This window comes from Priestia sp. GS2, assembly GCF_036409025.1.
GTDB lineage: Bacteria > Bacillota > Bacilli > Bacillales > Bacillaceae_H > Priestia > Priestia aryabhattai_A.
The window spans coordinates 2,986,361-3,004,924 of the sequence record NZ_JAZGJX010000001.1; the positions used below are offsets into that span (position 1 = coordinate 2,986,361).

Annotated in this window: 20 protein-coding genes, 1 tRNA gene and 2 riboswitches; of the genes, 5 read left to right on the forward strand and 16 right to left on the reverse strand. The window is 36.4% G+C overall.

Going from position 1 to position 18,564, the window contains the following annotated elements:
* Positions 1–348 precede the first annotated feature (348 nt).
* Complete coding sequence (locus V2145_RS15175) at positions 349–690, reverse strand: hypothetical protein (RefSeq protein ID WP_131887307.1); 342 nt, start codon at positions 688–690, stop codon at positions 349–351.
* Positions 691–934: 244 nt separating this feature from the next.
* Positions 935–1,044, forward strand: a riboswitch (SAM riboswitch).
* Positions 1,045–1,134: 90 nt separating this feature from the next.
* Here V2145_RS15175 and V2145_RS15180 point away from each other — a divergent pair.
* Positions 1,135–1,542: a hypothetical protein gene (locus tag V2145_RS15180; RefSeq protein ID WP_131887308.1), complete on the forward strand. Its 408-nt coding sequence runs from the start codon at positions 1,135–1,137 to the stop codon at positions 1,540–1,542.
* Positions 1,543–1,680: 138 nt separating this feature from the next.
* On the opposite strand, the gene V2145_RS15185 is transcribed toward V2145_RS15180, so the two are convergent.
* From V2145_RS15185 to V2145_RS15210, 6 genes are all read right to left on the reverse strand, one after another.
* On the reverse strand, positions 1,681–1,845 hold the full coding sequence (locus tag V2145_RS15185; protein ID WP_153301192.1) for a hypothetical protein: 165 nt from the start codon (positions 1,843–1,845) through the stop codon (positions 1,681–1,683).
* 90 nt (positions 1,846–1,935) lie between these two features.
* Positions 1,936–2,919: a DMT family transporter gene (locus V2145_RS15190; protein WP_131887309.1), complete on the reverse strand. Its 984-nt coding sequence runs from the start codon at positions 2,917–2,919 to the stop codon at positions 1,936–1,938.
* Between the two features lie 127 nt (positions 2,920–3,046).
* Positions 3,047–3,694: a GntR family transcriptional regulator gene (locus V2145_RS15195; RefSeq protein WP_330987974.1), complete on the reverse strand. Its 648-nt coding sequence runs from the start codon at positions 3,692–3,694 to the stop codon at positions 3,047–3,049.
* 130 nt (positions 3,695–3,824) lie between these two features.
* Positions 3,825–4,610, reverse strand: a complete 786-nt coding sequence (locus V2145_RS15200) for a PAS domain-containing protein (RefSeq protein ID WP_094912223.1) — start codon at positions 4,608–4,610, stop codon at positions 3,825–3,827.
* Positions 4,611–4,772: 162 nt separating this feature from the next.
* Positions 4,773–5,261: a QueT transporter family protein gene (locus V2145_RS15205; protein WP_131887311.1), complete on the reverse strand. Its 489-nt coding sequence runs from the start codon at positions 5,259–5,261 to the stop codon at positions 4,773–4,775.
* Positions 5,262–5,269: 8 nt separating this feature from the next.
* A riboswitch (PreQ1 riboswitch) is annotated at positions 5,270–5,314 on the reverse strand.
* A 282-nt stretch (positions 5,315–5,596) separates the two neighbouring features.
* Positions 5,597–6,430, reverse strand: coding sequence for a formate/nitrite transporter family protein (locus tag V2145_RS15210; RefSeq protein WP_330987975.1), 834 nt, complete (start codon positions 6,428–6,430; stop codon positions 5,597–5,599).
* Between the two features lie 164 nt (positions 6,431–6,594).
* Here V2145_RS15210 and V2145_RS15215 point away from each other — a divergent pair, with 164 nt between their 5' ends.
* A complete protein-coding gene (locus V2145_RS15215) occupies positions 6,595–7,275 on the forward strand; it encodes a restriction endonuclease (protein WP_330987976.1) in 681 nt (226 codons plus the stop codon).
* 140 nt (positions 7,276–7,415) lie between these two features.
* On the opposite strand, the gene V2145_RS15220 is transcribed toward V2145_RS15215, so the two are convergent.
* The 3 genes from V2145_RS15220 to V2145_RS15230 are packed head-to-tail and all read right to left on the reverse strand — an operon-like array spanning position 7,416 to position 9,981.
* Positions 7,416–8,351 (reverse strand): metal ABC transporter substrate-binding protein, encoded by a 936-nt coding sequence (locus V2145_RS15220; protein ID WP_330987977.1) that lies wholly within the window; start codon positions 8,349–8,351, stop codon positions 7,416–7,418.
* 17 nt (positions 8,352–8,368) lie between these two features.
* A complete protein-coding gene (locus tag V2145_RS15225) occupies positions 8,369–9,235 on the reverse strand; it encodes a metal ABC transporter permease (protein WP_311859179.1) in 867 nt (288 codons plus the stop codon).
* Entirely contained in the window at positions 9,232–9,981 is a 750-nt protein-coding gene (locus tag V2145_RS15230; protein ID WP_311859181.1) for a metal ABC transporter ATP-binding protein, read from the reverse strand. The genes V2145_RS15225 and V2145_RS15230 overlap by 4 nt, the downstream gene beginning before the upstream one ends.
* Before the next feature lie 734 nt (positions 9,982–10,715).
* Between V2145_RS15230 and V2145_RS21475 the strand changes: the two genes are divergently transcribed.
* Complete coding sequence (locus tag V2145_RS21475; RefSeq protein WP_430488008.1) at positions 10,716–10,949, forward strand: DUF3953 domain-containing protein; 234 nt, start codon at positions 10,716–10,718, stop codon at positions 10,947–10,949.
* A gap of 966 nt (positions 10,950–11,915) precedes the next feature.
* Positions 11,916–12,272 (forward strand): hypothetical protein, encoded by a 357-nt coding sequence (locus V2145_RS15235; protein ID WP_094912216.1) that lies wholly within the window; start codon positions 11,916–11,918, stop codon positions 12,270–12,272.
* A 43-nt stretch (positions 12,273–12,315) separates the two neighbouring features.
* Here V2145_RS15235 and V2145_RS15240 read toward each other — a convergent pair whose 3' ends face one another.
* The 4 genes from V2145_RS15240 to V2145_RS15255 form a co-directional block, all read right to left on the reverse strand.
* A complete protein-coding gene (locus V2145_RS15240; RefSeq protein ID WP_256993410.1) occupies positions 12,316–13,200 on the reverse strand; it encodes an HNH endonuclease in 885 nt (294 codons plus the stop codon).
* Positions 13,201–13,265: 65 nt separating this feature from the next.
* Positions 13,266–14,900 (reverse strand): ATP-binding protein, encoded by a 1,635-nt coding sequence (locus V2145_RS15245; protein ID WP_330987978.1) that lies wholly within the window; start codon positions 14,898–14,900, stop codon positions 13,266–13,268.
* Between the two features lie 205 nt (positions 14,901–15,105).
* Positions 15,106–15,243, reverse strand: coding sequence for a hypothetical protein (locus V2145_RS15250; protein ID WP_094913009.1), 138 nt, complete (start codon positions 15,241–15,243; stop codon positions 15,106–15,108).
* 237 nt (positions 15,244–15,480) lie between these two features.
* Positions 15,481–15,552 (reverse strand) — tRNA-Val (locus V2145_RS15255).
* Between the two features lie 105 nt (positions 15,553–15,657).
* Here V2145_RS15255 and V2145_RS15260 point away from each other — a divergent pair.
* A complete protein-coding gene (locus V2145_RS15260) occupies positions 15,658–16,419 on the forward strand; it encodes an arylamine N-acetyltransferase family protein (RefSeq protein ID WP_311859210.1) in 762 nt (253 codons plus the stop codon).
* A 61-nt stretch (positions 16,420–16,480) separates the two neighbouring features.
* On the opposite strand, the gene V2145_RS15265 is transcribed toward V2145_RS15260, so the two are convergent.
* Both V2145_RS15265 and V2145_RS15270 read right to left on the reverse strand, forming a co-directional pair.
* Positions 16,481–17,062, reverse strand: coding sequence for a DUF1349 domain-containing protein (locus V2145_RS15265; RefSeq protein WP_094913011.1), 582 nt, complete (start codon positions 17,060–17,062; stop codon positions 16,481–16,483).
* 75 nt (positions 17,063–17,137) lie between these two features.
* Positions 17,138–18,463 carry a GntP family permease gene (locus V2145_RS15270; protein ID WP_131887326.1) on the reverse strand — a complete coding sequence of 442 codons (1,326 nt, stop codon included), beginning with the start codon at positions 18,461–18,463 and terminating at the stop codon, positions 17,138–17,140.
* Between the last annotated feature and the right edge of the window lie 101 nt (positions 18,464–18,564).

Sequence of the window (18,564 nt, forward strand, 5' to 3'; positions counted from 1 at the left end):
CAATGCCCCCTCAGCTATACCAAGTAGAATATAGATTAAGATTATTTTTGCAATATGCGGTCTGATTGTTGAGATTAGCTGACTTTCCTCTGTTTGAAAAGAACACAGTATCTCTACTTCATTAAATACTACTGTGCCATTATCCGTTTGTTTTTGTCCAAAACAGCTGATTTTCTAATGCTTCCTTGTAATGTTTATTCGTTTGCTCTGAAGAACCAAATAAATGAATAGATGATAAGCATAGAAAGTGGTAGGCAAATAAATATGCAACTGAACCATCTACTTTGGCAAAAGTTCTACAACTTCATGGCTAACCCTTCATCCGCTGCTTAACTTTCCAACACTCTCTTATATTTTGTAACTCTCTATTTCACAATTTCTTATAAACTGATGGAGTTTACCATTTAACCCCCCTGCTCCGAATTGAAAATACTTCTTTTTATCATTACTCTGTTCTTTAATAAATTCTAAAAACGCAAGAATATAAATGCGACGATGATGGACATTTACAATGTCGTACTCGTAAAACCAGCAATCGAGCTCATTATATATACCTTTAGTCACTTTATATTTCCTTTGACACCATAAGGAGAACTCCAAATCTGGCAGATTAAGATATTTGCTGTTGGTTATTCCACTTGTAATCTCATACTCTGTTAATTCCAACGCTTTTTGATTGAAAGACGTCATAATGTATTCTCCTTTCTGTAGAAATAAAGAGGCTCCCATTTAGTTTCAAATGGGAGCCTCTAGCTTTCTAGTCGGCAAGAATTGTATTTAATGTGCTTTAATTTATATTAATATAATAAAACATATTATTCCGATGTGTCAAGTATACTTTTTTTGTGAAAAATAAACAAATTATTTCAGTTAATTGCTTCCCGACCACTTTACATGTTTGTTATATATGGTAAAATTATCTCTAACTTTATATTACTTATCCAGAGAGGTGGAGGGACTGGCCCTATGAAACCCAGCAACCTTCAAACATTTGTTTGAAAAGGTGCTAATTCCTGCAAAGTTAGTTACTTTGCAAGATAAGAAGCATATTGCAGAATATGTAACCTCTCTATTTTATAAATAGAGAGGTTTTTTATATTTATAATACTATATTCAATGTACAGGAGAATGGAGATGCAAACTAAATTAGCCTTAGAAACATATAAACAACCTAAAGAGTTAACTTCATTTGAAATCACCTCTTTTATTTTCAATTTTTACAATTATGTTTGGAATCAAAATAAGCTAAATGAAATCCCTTCTTATTATGACAGCCAAGGAGTTATATATAATAAGAAAGAATTTATAACCAGTGCTCAGATAAAAGCTGAAATTATTAAAACAATGGTTGATATCGGGGAAAGATCTATATTCATAGATAGCTTAACTTGTAATAGAATAGGCGAATTAAATGATTGGGACGTATCAGTCAATTGGAAGACAAGGTTATCAAATGAAAAGGTTAAAAATATACTAGGTACAACACACTTTCAAATTTATAATGCTAAGATTGTAAGGGAAACTATAACGTTTACTAAGTAAGTTGTTAAGATTATCGCTTGCTTCAATTTTAAAATATTTATATAGTGCGGACCCCAGCTTTCACATCGCAACTAAAACCACAAGAAAAAGCCGAGAAGCATTTACATCTTCTCGGCCTACTTTTACTGTAACAGCTTCCTATATATAATACATGAGAGAATCGTCTTGCTCACTCTGCTTGTTCATATTTTGTGCATGTAACGACTGCGTAGATTGGACCTTATTAACACGCTTCTGACGATTGGAAAACAGTAAACAAACGGAAAGAACGGAAGCTACTAAGCCTACAATTAAGGCACTCACCTGACATTCCTCCTTTATAGAATATATATATTCTATTTTACCACTAATGTACGTAAATGAAGCCTTTTTCTCCAAAATTTTCATCTACTTTTACAGATTTGTTGCTTGCTTCATTTCTGGTTTGGTTTCCCTATTCCCTTTCCTGCTTGATACGTAGCTATTTAACGCCATACCAGCAATAACAAGTATAATTCCAATACACGAAACGTATGTAGGTAGCGGCATGCCAAGCAGAATCATTTCACCAAGTAACGCAAACAATACTTCAAGCGACTGAGTAGCTTCGACTGCTCCGAGCTTTTTCATATCACCTGTAACCATATTAGTTGCTGCAAAGAATAAGACCGTCGCAATAACGCCTGAAAACAAAGCAACCCAGCCCGATTGAATGACCTGTGAAGCGCTAGGTGGGCCAGCAGTAAATAAACCATAAATTGCTAAGATAATCCAAAACGGCAAGCTGGCAATGGTCATTCCGAGCACGCGCTGATAAGCATCTAGGCGATTTGATACAATTACCATCATCTTACGATTGCCAAGCGGATAAGCAAACGAAGCAACTAAAATCGGCAATGTGCAAAGCAATACGCTCATAAGCGATAGCGTTGTTGCGTGTTCAATTTGCATAACCGCTACGCCGAGTAAAATAATAAGCGACATCGCTAAGCTCTTAAAAGGTATTTTTCCTTTTACTTGAATAGGTCCCTTACTCGTTTGGATTGTTTCATAAAATAAAGGAGCTAAAAGCGAACCTGAGATAATCGTAATTTGCCACGTTCCCGCAATTAACCAGCTCGGGCCATACGCACTCGCATAGCAAAGCGGCGCGTAGAATAATCCAAAGCCAATGGTGCTCCACATCACCCACTGCATCGGTGCTTTCTTCATTTCCGCAAACGTAGCGTTCAGCTTTTTCCTAGCGATGACGATGATTAACAGTAGTGGAACCATAAAGAAAAAGCGTAAGGAAGCACTCCAAATCCAGCTTCCACCTTCAACTTCCATCATACGATTTAAAACAAATGTAAACGCAAAGAAAAACGCGGAGCACACGCCTAATATAATTGGTTTCAATTCCTTAACCCCCGTATGTAGCACATAATAATGTAAATAAATTGTAAAACCAATATATCGCATTTTGGTTATTTATTCAATGCTATTTTAGCGTATAAAAAAGAGTCCTCACGTTTGTGAAGACTCTTTACACCAATAGTTCTCCAAGACTTAGCCAGTTTTTCTCAACAAGACCCGCTGCTTGTATTGTCTCCTGGCTTTGACAGACTTCAATGATTTTTTGATGCTCATTTACAGATTTAAATCCTTGTTCTGAAGAAAATTTCGCCACTTCCAACCGGTAAATTTTTGACTCACTTCGCTCTAACGCTAACACAATTTCAGGGTTAGCAGCAACTTCCAAGAATACGCGGTGAAAAGCTTGATCCGCTTCAATTGCACCAATGATATTGTTTTGTTCGACCGCACTCTCAAGTTCCGCATTATGACGAGCCAATGCTTTGAAATCTTCTTCTGTCAGATGCGGAACGGCAAGCTTAGTTGCCAATGCGTGAAGGACCGCAACAACGGTAAACGCATGCTTTGCTTCTTCAGGATTTAGCGAAGACACTTTGGTAATAGAGCCTGGAATCGATTCAACAAGCCCTTCATCTTCCAAGCGTTTTAACGCTTCTCGTACCGGCGTTCTGCTGACGCTAAATTTTTCAGCTAGCTCCTTATCATTCAAGCGTTGGTCCGGTGGAAACTCTAACGTAATAATTCCTTGTTTTAAAGTTTGATAAATTTCTTCTCGCAGTGATAAACGTTTAATGGGTTTAATCAATTCTCTTTTCATAAAACCAATATATCAAATGCTGGAAGTTTGTTCAATTCTGGACTTACTCGCTTTTTAGGTTAGGTTTATATATATATTACGATTTATAAACAAAAAAAGTCCGTATTGTTTTACGGACTTTTTCGAGAACTTATTCTGCATATCCAAGTACTTTTAAAGCGGCCTTGACATGCGTGTAGGTTTTTAAGATTGTAAAGTTTACTTGGAGGTCTCTCATTTTTTTCGCTACAGAAGGCGTAATACCCGTTACAATAACCTCCGTTCCAGTAATCTTAATTAAATCATGCAGGTTATAAATATAGGCTACCACATCTTCATCCATTTCTAATAAACCCGAGAAATCGATAATAAAATGATCATCTTTACTTTCATCAATGTATGTTGATACTTTGGATGCAATCATATGATATCGCTGTTCATTCAAAACACCAACAATCGGTAGAACAGAAACCCCGTCTTTTACTGGAACAATCGGCGCTGACATCTCCTGCATCTTTTCGTAGTAATCATAAATTACTTCTTCCTGCTTCTTTTTTTCCGTAATATCTTTTTGAACCCCGATAAAATAAAGCTCATCATCAATCCATGTTGGATCAATAAATAAGTCGTTCCAAAAAGGTTGGTTTTCTTTTGTATAGTTTAGAATTTGTACATTGACTGACTTTTCTTCACGGATAGCATCTCGAATTTGTTGTACCGTATCTCGATTGGTCTTTTCGCCTTGTAAAAAGCGGCAATTCTGTCCTACGATCTCTTCTTTTGTGTATCCGGTCATATCCAGAAAACCTTGGTTCGCATAAACAATCGGGTTATCGGGTAAAGCAGGGTTAGTTAAAATTAATCCAGCTCTTGTAAAGTCCAGGGCTTTTTTAATAAATGCTAGTTCTTCTACCTTATGATCATCATTTGCAAGCAAGCTCTTCTCTCCTTCTCAAGTATAGTATAAAGCGTGACTTCCACTATGTATTAGCGTAATTAACAACTTCTCTCTAATTCTGTCATATATTGTGCCTTTTTTCTATAAATTAAAACCATTTAAATATGAAAAAAGCTTACAGGATTGTAAGCTTTTTTCGTATTAATCGATTAACTTTGTAAAGTTCACGCGTTTATGAATTGCTAGCATTACTGGAATTCCAACAAGCATGACTACAAACTCACCGATTGCAGTTGTTAACCATGTTAATAAAAACGGGAACCCTAGTGCTAAATGAAGCTCAAACGCAATGATAAACATGGTAAACGTAAAGATGAGCGTATTTATAATCATACGAGCAACTGTACCCTTCGCAAACTTCATCGCAAAGATCATTAGTAATAACGAGATAAGTGATTGTCCTACCCCAAATACTAAATCATACGCTACCATTGGTGAGAAGAATAGGTTGGCTAAAAATACGCCTAGGACAATTCCATATAAATACTTCTTATTAAAAATGATCAAATGATTAAACATTTCCGCAATACGGAATTGAATATTTGTAAAGCCAAACGGCTGAATAAACATCGTTACCGCAATATACATGGCTGCAATAATGCCGTTGACTGCAAGTGTTCTTACTTTCATACTGCATACTCTCCTTAGTTTTTTTACGTGGGATGGTTCCGAACCACGTCTTACGCAAATACTAAAGAATCATACAGCAGCATGAAGTTTTAGTCAAGCCTTTCCGTTTATGTACAAAAGAGAGTCTCGGAAAAAACAAAATCATTCTTTCTCAAAGAAGAATGATTTCGCTTCTACCATCATTAGGTGTAAAGATGCGTTCGTTTCATTGTGCTACGGCCCCTCGCTTTACGTGAGGAGAAACCTGAGCCTCCTCGCTACGCTTGTGGGGCTCAGTCTTTCCACTGGATTTATTATCTTTTTTTCTGCACGAGTGAAAAATAAGCATGTTCCTACTATTTTGATAATTCCTCTTCTTTTAATGCAGTTGAAATCTTTTGCACCTCTTGTGTTTGTTCTGCTTTCTTTTTCTGTACAAACCAATACGCGCTTCCAACAAACAAAGCGCCTCCTACAATGTTTCCTAGAGTAACGGGAATTAGGTTATGAACCATGCCAGCTAAAGACACTGACTCAGGGTTGGGATGCAATAAAGCTAAGCCTAAAAACGTCATGTTCGCTACGCTATGCTCATATCCAGAGGCCACAAACGCAAACAACATCCAAAAAATCAGCATCATTTTAGCAGCATCATTTTTCGTTCGAGAAGCTGTCCAAATCGCTAAGCACACAAGCCAGTTACATAGAATCCCTCGAAAAAACAGCTCGCTCATCGGCAAATTCATTTTTTTCGAAGCAATTGTCATCATCAAATGCCCCTCATCAATTCCTTTAAATAACCCTGTTCCTACTATTAACAAGCAAAGGATGAAAGCACCAAGTAAATTCCCAACAAAACACCACGCCCAGTTTTTCAGCGTATCTCTCCACGTCGTCACTCCGGACAACGTGCTAATTGTGTAAAACATATGATTCCCCGTAAACAACTCTGCTCCAGCGAACGTCACAAGCAATAACGCTACCGCAAATGATAAGCCCATAACTAGCGATACAACCGGCAGCGACATTTGTGCAAGCGGAGCTCCCACTGACAAGGCCAGTACAACGCCAATTCCTACATAAGCCCCCGCTAGAATTGCCAACAGTAAATAGCTCGGCAGCTGTTTGTTAAGGTGATCTGTTTTCTGGCGAGCTGCTTCCGTCATCGACTCAAGTGAATCTTTAAACAACTGTCTTCCTCCTCTAAATATCATCTCTTTAACTTTACATTGTAATGGGGATTGGAGGAGAATTCTATCTTTTGTTTATAGCTGCTATAAATAATTTATTCTGTTGTAAATACATCTCATTTATTTTCTTTTTATGAGTCAAACTAAATGTAGGAGGGATCGCGGTGAGAAAAAGAAAAAGTAACGTGAAAGTAAAAAGTAGTGAAATTATATTACTTATACTCTTTACGGGTATCTTTTTAGTAGGCTATGTTTTATATTGGATTGCTTTTTTTATCGATTATTTTATAGCTGTATCTAAAGGCTGGAACTATCTTCAATGGGGATATGGAGTCGCTCTCTTTATAGCTTTTCTTTACTCTCTTTATAATTACCGCTCATTAAAACAAAAAATGCGCTCGCATAACCAAATGTTAATTGAGAAACAACGCGAAGAAAAGAAATTACAAGAATTAAAAAAGTTAGCCGACCTGGATAAGTTAAAAGCTATGCATCCTAGAGAATTTGAGTTTTACATAGCTGATTTATTTTCGACTAAAGGATACGAAGCCATTGTAACATCAGCAAGCGGAGATGGTGGCAAAGATATTGTTTTAACAAGAGAAGGAAAAACTTCAGTAGTAGAATGCAAAAGGTATGCTCATAAAAAAATTGGACGTCCGGATATACAGAAATTTCACAGTGCGCTAATTGATTCTCAAGCCATTGAAGGCTTTTTTGTCACTACTAGCTGTTTTGCTAAAACATCTATACAATATGTACAAGACAAACCTATTCAGCTAATTGATGGTGAAGCGTTAATTAATCTAATACATGATATAAAGAATTCACCGACTTTTGAATAAGTTAATAGCTATATTATTGAATTATTTATAAAAGCCCCTGTTTTACTATAAAGAAAACAGGAGCTTTAGCACCAAATACTTATATTTCTTACGTTAAAATTCACATTTTGATTCATTGTTCGTTTCTAATATAAACTAGCTTATTTTTGCAACCCCTTAATAATCGTATCCGTATTCCACTGCATCATTTTTAAATACGTATCTCCGTCTTCTCCCTTCTTTCCAAGTGAGTCCGTGAAGATTGTACCTGCAATCGGTACCTGCGTTTCTTTTGATACAGTTTCCATACTGCGTTTATCTACGCTTGTTTCTACAAACAATGCTGGAATTTTATTTGTTTCAATTAAACTTACCACGTCTCGAATTTGATCAGGCGTACCTTGGCTTTCGGAATTGATTTCCCAGATATAACCCGTCTTTATTCCGTATGCATCTCCAAAGTATTTAAAAGCTCCTTCACTCGAAATTAAGAAGCGCTTTTCTTCAGGAAGCTGTTGGATTTTTTTTACCGTATCATCGTGTAGTTTTTGAAGCTCTGCTATATACTCTTTAGCATTTCTCTCATAATACTCTTTGTTATCAGGATCCTCTTTAACAAGTGCTTTCTTTACATTTTCAGCGTATAGGATGCCATTTTCAATGTTCATCCATGCGTGTGGATCAGGCTCTTTTTCTAATCCTTTTGTTTCTAGATAAATAGGCTCTACCCCTTCACTCACCCGGTAAACAGGCGCATTCTCACCTGATTTATCTGCTGTTGTCAATAACTTGTTAAACCAAGCTCCACCTTCTTCTAGATTCAACCCATTATAAAACACAGCGTCTGCATCCGTCATTTCCATTACGTCTTTTGGTAGCGGATCGTATTCATGAGGGTTCTTTCCAATTGGAACCAAACTATGAATCTCAACCTTTTCCCCCCCGATTTGATTAACAATATCATAGATAATGGAATAGGTCGTAACAACTTTCAACTTTTCACTATTCGCTTCGTTTCCATTGGTGCTGCTGGAACACGCAGCTAGTGCAAAAATCAGTAGACTAATTGCCGACAGTAACCAAATTTTTGACTTCATCTTTATCCTCCAATCGCTTATGAAAGCTTAGCTCTATTTTTACGAATTTTTAGCGTTCTCCAAAATAATCCTTGTGAAGGTGAAAAGAAAAATGCTAGTGCAAATAGGAGTGTCGCAACAATAACGATGGTCGCTCCTGAAGCAAGATTGTATGAGAAGCTAAAATATAACCCTATTATAGAAGAAAGCGCTCCGATACCAGCAGCTAAGTGAATCATGACCCATAACCTGTTTGTTAATAGGTAGGCTGTAGCAGCAGGCGTTATTAGCATGGCAACTACGAGAATAATTCCGACAGTTTGAAGCGAGGCAACTGTCACCATCGTTAAAAGAACCATGAGTCCGTAATGAATCCATTTATTTGGCAAGCCGTAGCTTTGTGCCATGGTTGGATCAAACGTTGATACCAAAAGCTCTTTATAAAATAAATACACAAGCCCGATAATAACGAAACCGATAATGAGTGTAGTCCACATATCAGAAGAACGTACAGAAAGCACGTTTCCAAATAAAATGTGATAAAGGTCAGAACTGCTCTTCATAAAGGTAATTAAAATAATTCCTATAGCAAATACGGATGTAAACATAATTCCAATTGCCATATCGTGTTTAATACGACTATTTTGGCTAACAAACCCTATTCCAAGAGCAGTGATAACGCCTGTTAAAACTGCACCGATAAAATAATTGATGCCAAGCATATAGGAAATCGCAACTCCCGGAAGAACCGCGTGTGAAATCGCGTCTCCCATCAGGGCCATTCCTCTTAAAACAATAAAACAGCCAATCACTCCGCAAATGATTCCCACCATAACGGACGTTAACAAAGCTTTTTGTAGAAAGCTATATTGCATTAAGGCATTCATAAACTCCACAACTTTCATGATGAATGCACCTCCGTTTGGGGATTAAAGAATAGTTCTTGATTGACGTAGGCTTTTACCATCACAGCTGGTTCCAGTACGCTATTTACTTCTCCATAATGAATCAACTCTTTATTTAAAAGAAGCAATTTATCAAAGTAAGACTCTGCTTTACTCAAATCATGATGTACAACGACCGTTGTTTTTCCTTGTTGACGCAACTCTCTTAGAATATTAATAATGGTTTCTTCACTCGTTACGTCTATTCCAACAAATGGTTCGTCTAAGAAAAGTACCTCTGCTTTTTGAGCAAGCGCTCTTGCTAAGAATACGCGTTGCTGTTGACCACCTGACAATTCGCCAATCTGACGGTTTTTAAATTCTTCCATTCCCACTTTGTGCAAACACTGCAACGCCCAGCTCTTCTGCTCTTTCTTAGGTCTTTTCATTACTCCTAAGGATGGATACGTCCCAATTAATACAACGTCTAAAACGGTAATTGGAAAATCCCAGTCAATCGCACTTCGCTGGGGCACGTAGGCAATTTGCTTCCTAGCGCTTCGGATATCCTGTCCTAGGACTTCAATATGTCCTTTATCATTAGGGATTAAATCTAAAATAGCTTTCATTAACGTTGATTTGCCAGCCCCATTCGGACCAATGATTCCAACAAGAAGCCCTTTTTCAATGGTGAACGAAACATCCTTTACTACTTGATTACCTTGATACGATACAAACAAGTCTTTTACAACGATTGCATCAGTCATTTTACGTTATCTCCTTTCTTTTGTGTTCATTTAACTTTTTTGCATATGGGCAAAACTTAGGTAAAAAAATATAATACCGCTGCATTACTAACAGGGTAAAAATATTTTTCCTTAAGGAAACTTTTTTATATTAATCAAATTATATAGCCCATGCGCAATTTTGTAAACATTTTCTCATTGAGTTGGTCAAACAAGCTCTATTTATAGAGGGTTAAGAACAGTTTTAAAATGCACATTTTTTTATTCGAATAAAAAAAGTAAAATAAACCGATTCTATTGATATTTTATGAATGAGGGAATATAATAATACCAAATATTTTACCTAAGGAAACTTTTTAGACAAAGGTAAAGTATTTAATAAAGATCCCCATCGAAAGTAGAAAAAGAATGAGAGGTAGCCTAGAACTACTTCTCATTCTTTTTATTGTTATTTCATTGGAAGCTCTTGCACAGAAGGTTGACCAACTTTATTTACCTAGACATAAAAAAGAGCCATTATGTTTCCAACAATGACTCTCATACTTTTTTATTTTCTAAAGACTATTATATAGCATCATTATGACTATCTAGCGAAATAGGAGGTCTCTTTAAAGGAACTTTCCAGTGCCACCAGTTGAAGATTCTAGCGATGATGATACACCCAAGGAAGATTCCGGTACAAGTTCAATGCTATCCGCTCATTAGCATTGCGGGTCCTGCCGACCGTGCAAATAATTCTAAAAGAGTACTTACAAATGTTAATCCGTTTACAACTTATTTTGTCGGTTATAGCTCTTCCTCTTATCGTATATAGTTTCATAACAAAGGATTATACTTTGCAGCCCTACGCGACGTTACTTTTCGGTTTAGTCATGTTAATAATAGGACTGGTACAATTTCAAAATAAAAGTAAAGGTTTTGGCTGGCTCTTTTTATTTATATCTATTTATACTTTATATACAAGCGTCGAGAGCTTTTTATTGAAGTAGAATTGACAATGGATGTAGCTGAAGAAGTGCAACCCATGATTGCCCTACATCCTTAGCAAACCTTCTTGTGTGTCTCTCTTATTTATCATTCTCTCTTTCTTTTTAGAGAATAAAGACAATGCCATTAAAAGTGAAACTATGCGTATGTAATTTTCGTTTAATAGCTAATTCGAGAGTTATTACTTATAAAAACCAGTTTGTTTTGGATTTTACAACTTTCATAGAGTCGGCAGATTTTGTAAGAAGTCTTTTTATCCGTAATCAGTTTGACCTTAAGTTTTGTATTTAATTTAGCTTGTTGATTCACCTTGCTCGCACTCATTAATAAATAAGTAAGTAATGTATGAACGTAGGTCAAATTGATCTTCACTAACAAATGTAGAAAAAATGTTTTTGTTTTCGCTCATTGAATTTCCCTCCCATATAAAAGTTTCTAGTTCTACTATTCCCCGACTAGTAATCTCTTATACATCTAATTTCATATAAATAGTTTTTTATTATATATAGAAGAAATAAAATTTCATTAATCACCTTTTTGAAAGAATGTAGACACAGAATAAGAATGCAATATATATACTTGTTTTATGCAAAAATAATTATATAGGAATAAAATATACCATAAGTATTTTTCTTAAATGGTGTTTATCAGAGAATACATCACCCAATTCAGAACTATGTAAATCATACTATTTTTTTACCTTTAATAAGGGGTATACCATATCAATAGTGGCACAAAAAGAATGGATTATATAAAAGATTCTTTTTAATTTTGTTAATTAATTCTCTTTAAGTTAATTAATAACAAAGTTATTCCATTCACAAAAACAAAAATATTCCTCAAATTATATGAAAATTTATGATACAATATGTATTAAAATACAAAAATATGTGTACAAAATTGCTAACCTCTAGCATAAATGTCTACGATACCTATGTAACTATTAAGAGTAAAAAGGAGTGATTTTTGTGGATTTCGAAAACCAAAAAAAGTTGCTGTTAGATTTAATGATCACAACATGGGAACTCAATGGATCTCAGGTAGCTCTATTTGCCAAAGAGCTGTCGGAACAATTCAACATTAAAATAAACCCTTTTAAAGGAACTATAAAAGCCAATGAAGACGGACAAGATGTAACACTGAGATTCCTATTAAACAATCAAAACATCAACGTTACCTCTATAAATTATGATGATAAGCAGTTTTTTATAAGAAACAATATTGAGTATAGATTAAGAAGAATCAGTTTAAGAACGATATGTGAAGTTCAGTATAACGGAGAAGTTTACATTCCGAGCTGGAAAGAATCAGTTATGCTTAGGTGAATGACATATAAAAAATCCATGGATTTTATGAAATCCATGGATTTTATGAAATCCATGGATTTTTTATATGTAGTAATTGCTGGAGTTCACTTATTGACAACCATGGTCGTTTACGATGTAGCATACGGTGACAGTTAGCACATACTAGAGCGATATCTTCTACTTTTGTTTCATGATTGTCGTCCATTTCTGATACAGGTTTCGTATGATGACCTTCTATATAACCATTTCCTAGCTCACCGTAGTATTGCTGAAAATCAAACTTGCATACCTCGCAAAATAACTTACCGTGCTTTTGTAAGAAACGTTCCTTTGCTAGCTTGATCACTTCAGGATTACGTTCTCTGACTAAGTGTTGTTTTAGCTTTATTTTCCCTTCTGAAAATCCTTCATCATCTTCCGTAAAGCCAATAAGATCTGCTTCGGTCAGCTTACGTATTACATCACCAACCGTACTAAATCCATACTCTAAAACGGCTTCTACTTCTGCTTCTGTTATCCCTTTTCCAGATACAACGCTATTTTTAAACGGTATCCCTATTTCGCTTAATAACACTGGATTATAAAATAGTTTGAAGTCTGTAAGAATGATACATCCTATTTGCCCCGTATGTGCACCAGCTCCAAACATAGTATTCATTCTACCTATAAAAACTTCTTTCTCGTCATCACCATTGGCATTACGGTATCTGTCCCATGCTTCTGATGCTTTTAGTACCTCGAAACGCAGGTACGTAGCCATTCCCAATACCGCTCTTTCGCCTTTAACTCTCTTATCATTTTTCACAAGAAAAAAGAACGGTTCTCCCTTGGTTAGGGATTGAAAGTTTTTAGTATCCTTACGCCAAAAGTTAAATTCGCTTGCTTTATTATGCAAAGATAAATACGTAAACCACTCCCTAGACGTAACTCCAATATAACCCTTCATGTTTTAACCTCCTGCAATCCACTCCATTGTTCTTACGCAAAGGGTTCTTTACCAGAAATTTATGTTTAACTTAAAAGCTTCCAGAACGCCATATCTTCCATAATTTCGTATTTATTATTGGTAACAGATGTAACTAAGCTATAGTGCTTTGGAAGTTGTGCTATCTTATTAACGATATGTACACCCTCAGTTTGGGTTTCTGGACTGAAAATAGCTTGTACTTCTTTCTTTTTAATCGTAGACACTCTATGTATAATCCAAGTCAATATATATTGCGTATAGTTATTATCCGCTGTTGCAAAATGATCTAAAAATTGAGTTGATAAAATCACACCAACTCCATATTCTCTCCCTTCCTTCATAACTTTCTTTAAAGAAGTGAAGTTTTGACTCAAGAAATTATCTGCCTCATCAACAAGGATCATTTTTGTTAACTCACGATAATCTCCTTGGATTGTGCTGTGCCCTTTTGTAGACATCTGAGAATAGAAAGTGTCTAAGGTAATTCCTACTATTAAATTCTGAACACTTTGGTCATAACCAGCTAGATTGATAACCGTTACACCTTGTATCATGTCGTATAGAGACTGTGTCTCCTCGCTAGTTGGAGAGAAAATTTCAAAGTCATAAATTTGTTTTAATGCTGCATACAGACTGTCTTCTTTTACATCCTCTCTATCCATAAATCGTTCAAACACATTATTTAATGTAGGTGGTACCAGATCCCATGTAGACATATCGGCTTTATGAATACCAACTTGTGAATAAGATTCAACAATTAAATCGTTTAATAATTGCTGTTGCTTTATACCTAAATTAAATGCATTCGAAATGGTTTCTTTAATGGTACTAGCTGTATGTAAAGGTAATAACGGCTTTGGTTGTTTCCCCCTATATAACGATAGCGGATTATATGGAAGGTGATATGGCTGATAAATTGTAGCATTTGTCGCTTCCACAAAGTCGTCTTTAATATAGTCACCTTTATAATCAAAAATGAGAATATCAATAGGCGTTCCATTTAAATTGGATAGAGAGCCCTCATGTATTTGTTTAATAAGAGATTTCGTAAACTGAGTTTTCCCTGTCCCCATCGTACCAACGATACCTGTATTTGTATGCATAATCTTGCTAGTCGTAGTTGGGTACCAATACAATGGTTCATTATTGCTCGCTGAATGACCAAAAAGAATTCTTAGAGGTTCTGTGCCGTCAGATAGTTTCGTAACGACAGGTTCTACACTTACAGAGCTATCATATAAGTTATGGTTCGCCGCAACTGCAGCAACTGCAGGGTTTTTTTCATAAATAGATTTCACATTCTTCTTTTCTGCTGTTTGTAGTTCCTTGAACACTTGCTGTTGTTCCCTGCTAAGAGTTTCATCCTTAGATTGTTTATCAATACTCTGCCAGCTCTTTATGAATTTTTCATATACTTTTTGCATTGCTGCTGGGTTTAAGTGCATGTGGACGTAGTAATTATCTTTTATAAAAAGATTTTTTCTTTTAATTCCATTTTTACCTACCATATATTCTGAATCGGCCGTGCGTATACCTGTCAGCTCTATTATTTCAATTGTTTTTTGTAAATCTTTTTCCACAAAAAACTGCCAGAAATTACGAAAAATTTGAGCATGAGATGTTTCTTCCCATCTAATTGTTTCTCCATCTATGTTCATTTCAAATGTCTGAGTGCTCATCAGTAAGTCCTCCTATATTTCTCCTCAATCTATACTAGTTTACTAAATTTGAGCTGGAAAATATTAAAAAACACTAAAGAAATTAGTTTTTCTATTAAAATTCTTGAAAATGATAAACTCTATCATCAATTAAAAAAGAACTTCAAATAAAAAAACATAGGAAGATCTTCATCTTCCTATGTTTTCATTCACCTTATTCATCTATTTATTTTTGCTTCTTTTTCAAATACTCCGCACGAAGTTTTTCAAGGTGCTGCTTTTTATCAACTTTAGTATTTTTTTGTTTTTCATGATACTTTGTCATAGCCATCTGGCCTTTGGTATCCAATAGATATTTGCTCACTTTGTTCACCTACATTTCTTGTCCTTTAAAAATTACTTCACCAAATATACTATACCTTATTTTACTGAAGTAAACCTTATTATTTATTAATTAGTTTATTGCTGACTTTATATATAAGTGAAAATATCTAAAATATGGTAACAATAACTCATCGTCAAATTTTATTTATTTGGTTAGGATAATCAAAACAAAATGCCCAAATCCTTTATACAAAAGGATTTGAGCATTATTTAAATATGACCTGTGAGGGATTTGAACCCCCGACCCCTTCCCTGTCAAGGAAGTGCTCTCCCGCTGAGCTAACAAGTCGCAATATGATGTATGTATTGATATTATTATAGAGATGAATCTGATGAGTTGTCAATACTTTCTTTATCGGATATAGAACGCTTTCAACTAAAGGAGGATGTTCCTTTGAATAGTCAATATTACCTTACTCGCTTTTTGGCTAAGCGTCCCGCTGAGCCAACGCTTGAGAACCTGGCATTTTTGCAGGAAAAGCATATGCTTCATATTCCATTTGAGAACCTGGACGTAATCAGCAAGACGCCGATTGTTACGGACCTTGAGCGCATTTTTGAAAAAGTGGTGATCAATCTTCGCGGGGGTTTTTGCTATGAACTAAACGGTTTGTTTGGCTGGCTGCTTCGTGAAATCGGCTATGATGCTCACTACGTGGGAGCGACGGTGAAAAAGCCCGACGGTTCGTGGACGATTGAAGGCAGCCACGCAACGAATCTTGTTTATCTAGACGGTGAAACGTACCTGGTGGACGTTGGTTTTGGCGATTCAGTTCGAAAACCTGTCCCGCTTTCTGGAGAGGTTGTTAAGGACGTTAGCGGTGAATACCGAGCGCTTCAAATAGACGAAGCTCACTATGACCTTCAACGCTTTGAAGACAATCAATGGAAAACGCTGCACCGCGTGTCGACAGTGCCAAAAGAATTTCATGAGTTTGCGCCGATGTGTGAGTTTAATCAAACGTCACCAGAGTCGCCTTTTACGCATAAGCGCTTAGTTACAATTGCCACAAAGGAAGGACGCAAAACGCTTTCTGATTCGACGCTCATCGTTACAGAAAATGGACAGAAAACGAAAGAAACGATTGCGGAAGAAGACCTTCCTATGCTTCTTCAACAGCACTTCTATTTATTTTTAATGGACAGCTTTTCATAAGATAAGCAAAAGCAGCGGGACGCAAAAGAGTTATATCTCTTTTAAACATCCCGCTGCTTTTTTATTGCTGAATTTCAACAAATTCAAACGAAGCCTCGTATCCTTCTCCCTGCGGACTGCATGCATAGATACCGATTTGCACAGTCTCTTCTTCTGTGAATAAATGCGCAATTCTTAACTGTTTCCACTTCTCACCGTCAATAGAGTAATAGAGTGAGTAGTCTTGCCCTACTTTCTTCATTCGAAAGTAAAGAGCTGACTGATCTTCTTCAAAATCCTGCGTAGACCAGTCTGAGTAGCCGTTATTGGTAACAACCGCTCCTAGCTTGTTTGCTTCGTTCGGAATGTACTCAACGGATGATTTAATCCACGTATCCTTTGAGACGCGTACCATTAATCCAGCTTGATCGTAGCGGTTCACAGGCTTGGTATGCACTTTCGTAGTAAGCTGAAAATCTCCAGATACTTCTTTATAAAGAAAGTGACCGTTATCTACTTGAAAACCGTAGTGCGTTCGCTGCCAGAAATCTGTATTGGCCTCAGGTTTGATGACAAGATGTTGCTCGTTTAATTCGAAATGGATTGGCTCTGAAAACCATTTGAAATCCTTTAAAAGTTCTGTTCCGTGAAACGTCTGTGGCATGTTTTCCCCCCTTTATGCTTTACTTCTCTAATGTAGCACAAAACGCTCTTCCTATGTAGAAAGAGCGTTTCAAAATTAAACAATTAGGTTTACGATAAGCACCGTACCGAACGCAATAAATGAAAGCAATGTTTCAAGTACCGTCCATGTTTGGAACGTTTCTTTTACCGTTAAGCCTAGGTATTCTTTTACCATCCAGAAACCTGCATCGTTAACGTGTGAGAACATCAGTGAACCTGCGCCTGTTGCAATAACAAGAAGTTCTAGATTTACACCTGACATATGCTCGATAACCGGTGATACAATTCCTGCGGCCGTTGTGAGTGCTACTGTTGCTGAACCGGTTGCGATACGAATTAACCCTGCAATCATAAACGCTAGAACAAGTGGTGATAGTGAAAGATTCTCTGACATTTGAGCGATTGTTGTACCTACACCGCTTTCAATTAGAACTTCTTTAAATCCTCCACCTGCACCGATGATTAGAATAATTGAACCAACTGGCAGCAAGCACTCTTCTGATAGCTTTTTAATTGTTTCTTTTGTCATCCCTTGCTTCATACCTAAGAAATAGAAAGCGACAAAACACGCAATCAATAGTGCGATTAACGGGCTACCGATAAAGACTAAAAGCTTTTCAAGGCTGCTTCCTAACGGTAAGTACGGCGCAACCGCTGATAAAATCATGAGTAAAACTGGTAATAAAATAACAAAGAATGAAATCCCTGTTCCAGGTAATTCTTTTGAAACAGTTGTTACGCGAATAAGCTCTGGCTCACCTTGTGGAACAACGCGCTTATGAATCCATTTTGCGTATACTGGCCCCGCAATAATAGCTGCTGGAATGGCAACGATTAATGAGTATAAAAGAACACGTCCAAGATTTGCATCATAAATGCTGATGGCAGCTAGTGCACCTGGATGGGGTGGTACCAATCCGTGTACAATCGACAACCCTGCGATAACTGGTAAAGCAATTAATAAGATATTTTGTTTTGTTGTTTTATGAATTGAAATAACGAGCGGTAGTAAAATTAAGATACCAACTTCAAAGAAAACGGGAATTCCGATAATGAATCCTGCGATAAGCATCGCCCACGGTAAACGCTTTGCACCAAACGAACGAACAAAAAAGTCTGCCACTTGCATACCTGCTCCGGAGTCCGCCATTAATTTACCAAGGATGGTTCCAAGAGCTAAAATTCCAACTAAGTGTCCAAGTACACTGCCCACTCCTGTTTCGTACGCTTTTACAATTTGATCTAATTCCAAGCCTGACGTAACCGCTAAGAAGATGCTGGCTACTGTTAAGCTAATAAATGCATGCCATTTAAACACTGAAACCCCTATGATAACGATTACAATCGATGCTAAAGTCATCAGTAATAAATAAGTATCCATGTTCATTCCGCCTCTCTTGTTTGATATGTAATCGGTTTCTTTTTTCATTTAAATAAATTGAAGCCTTGTAAGCTTCCAAACTATTAAACTTGTCATCGCTT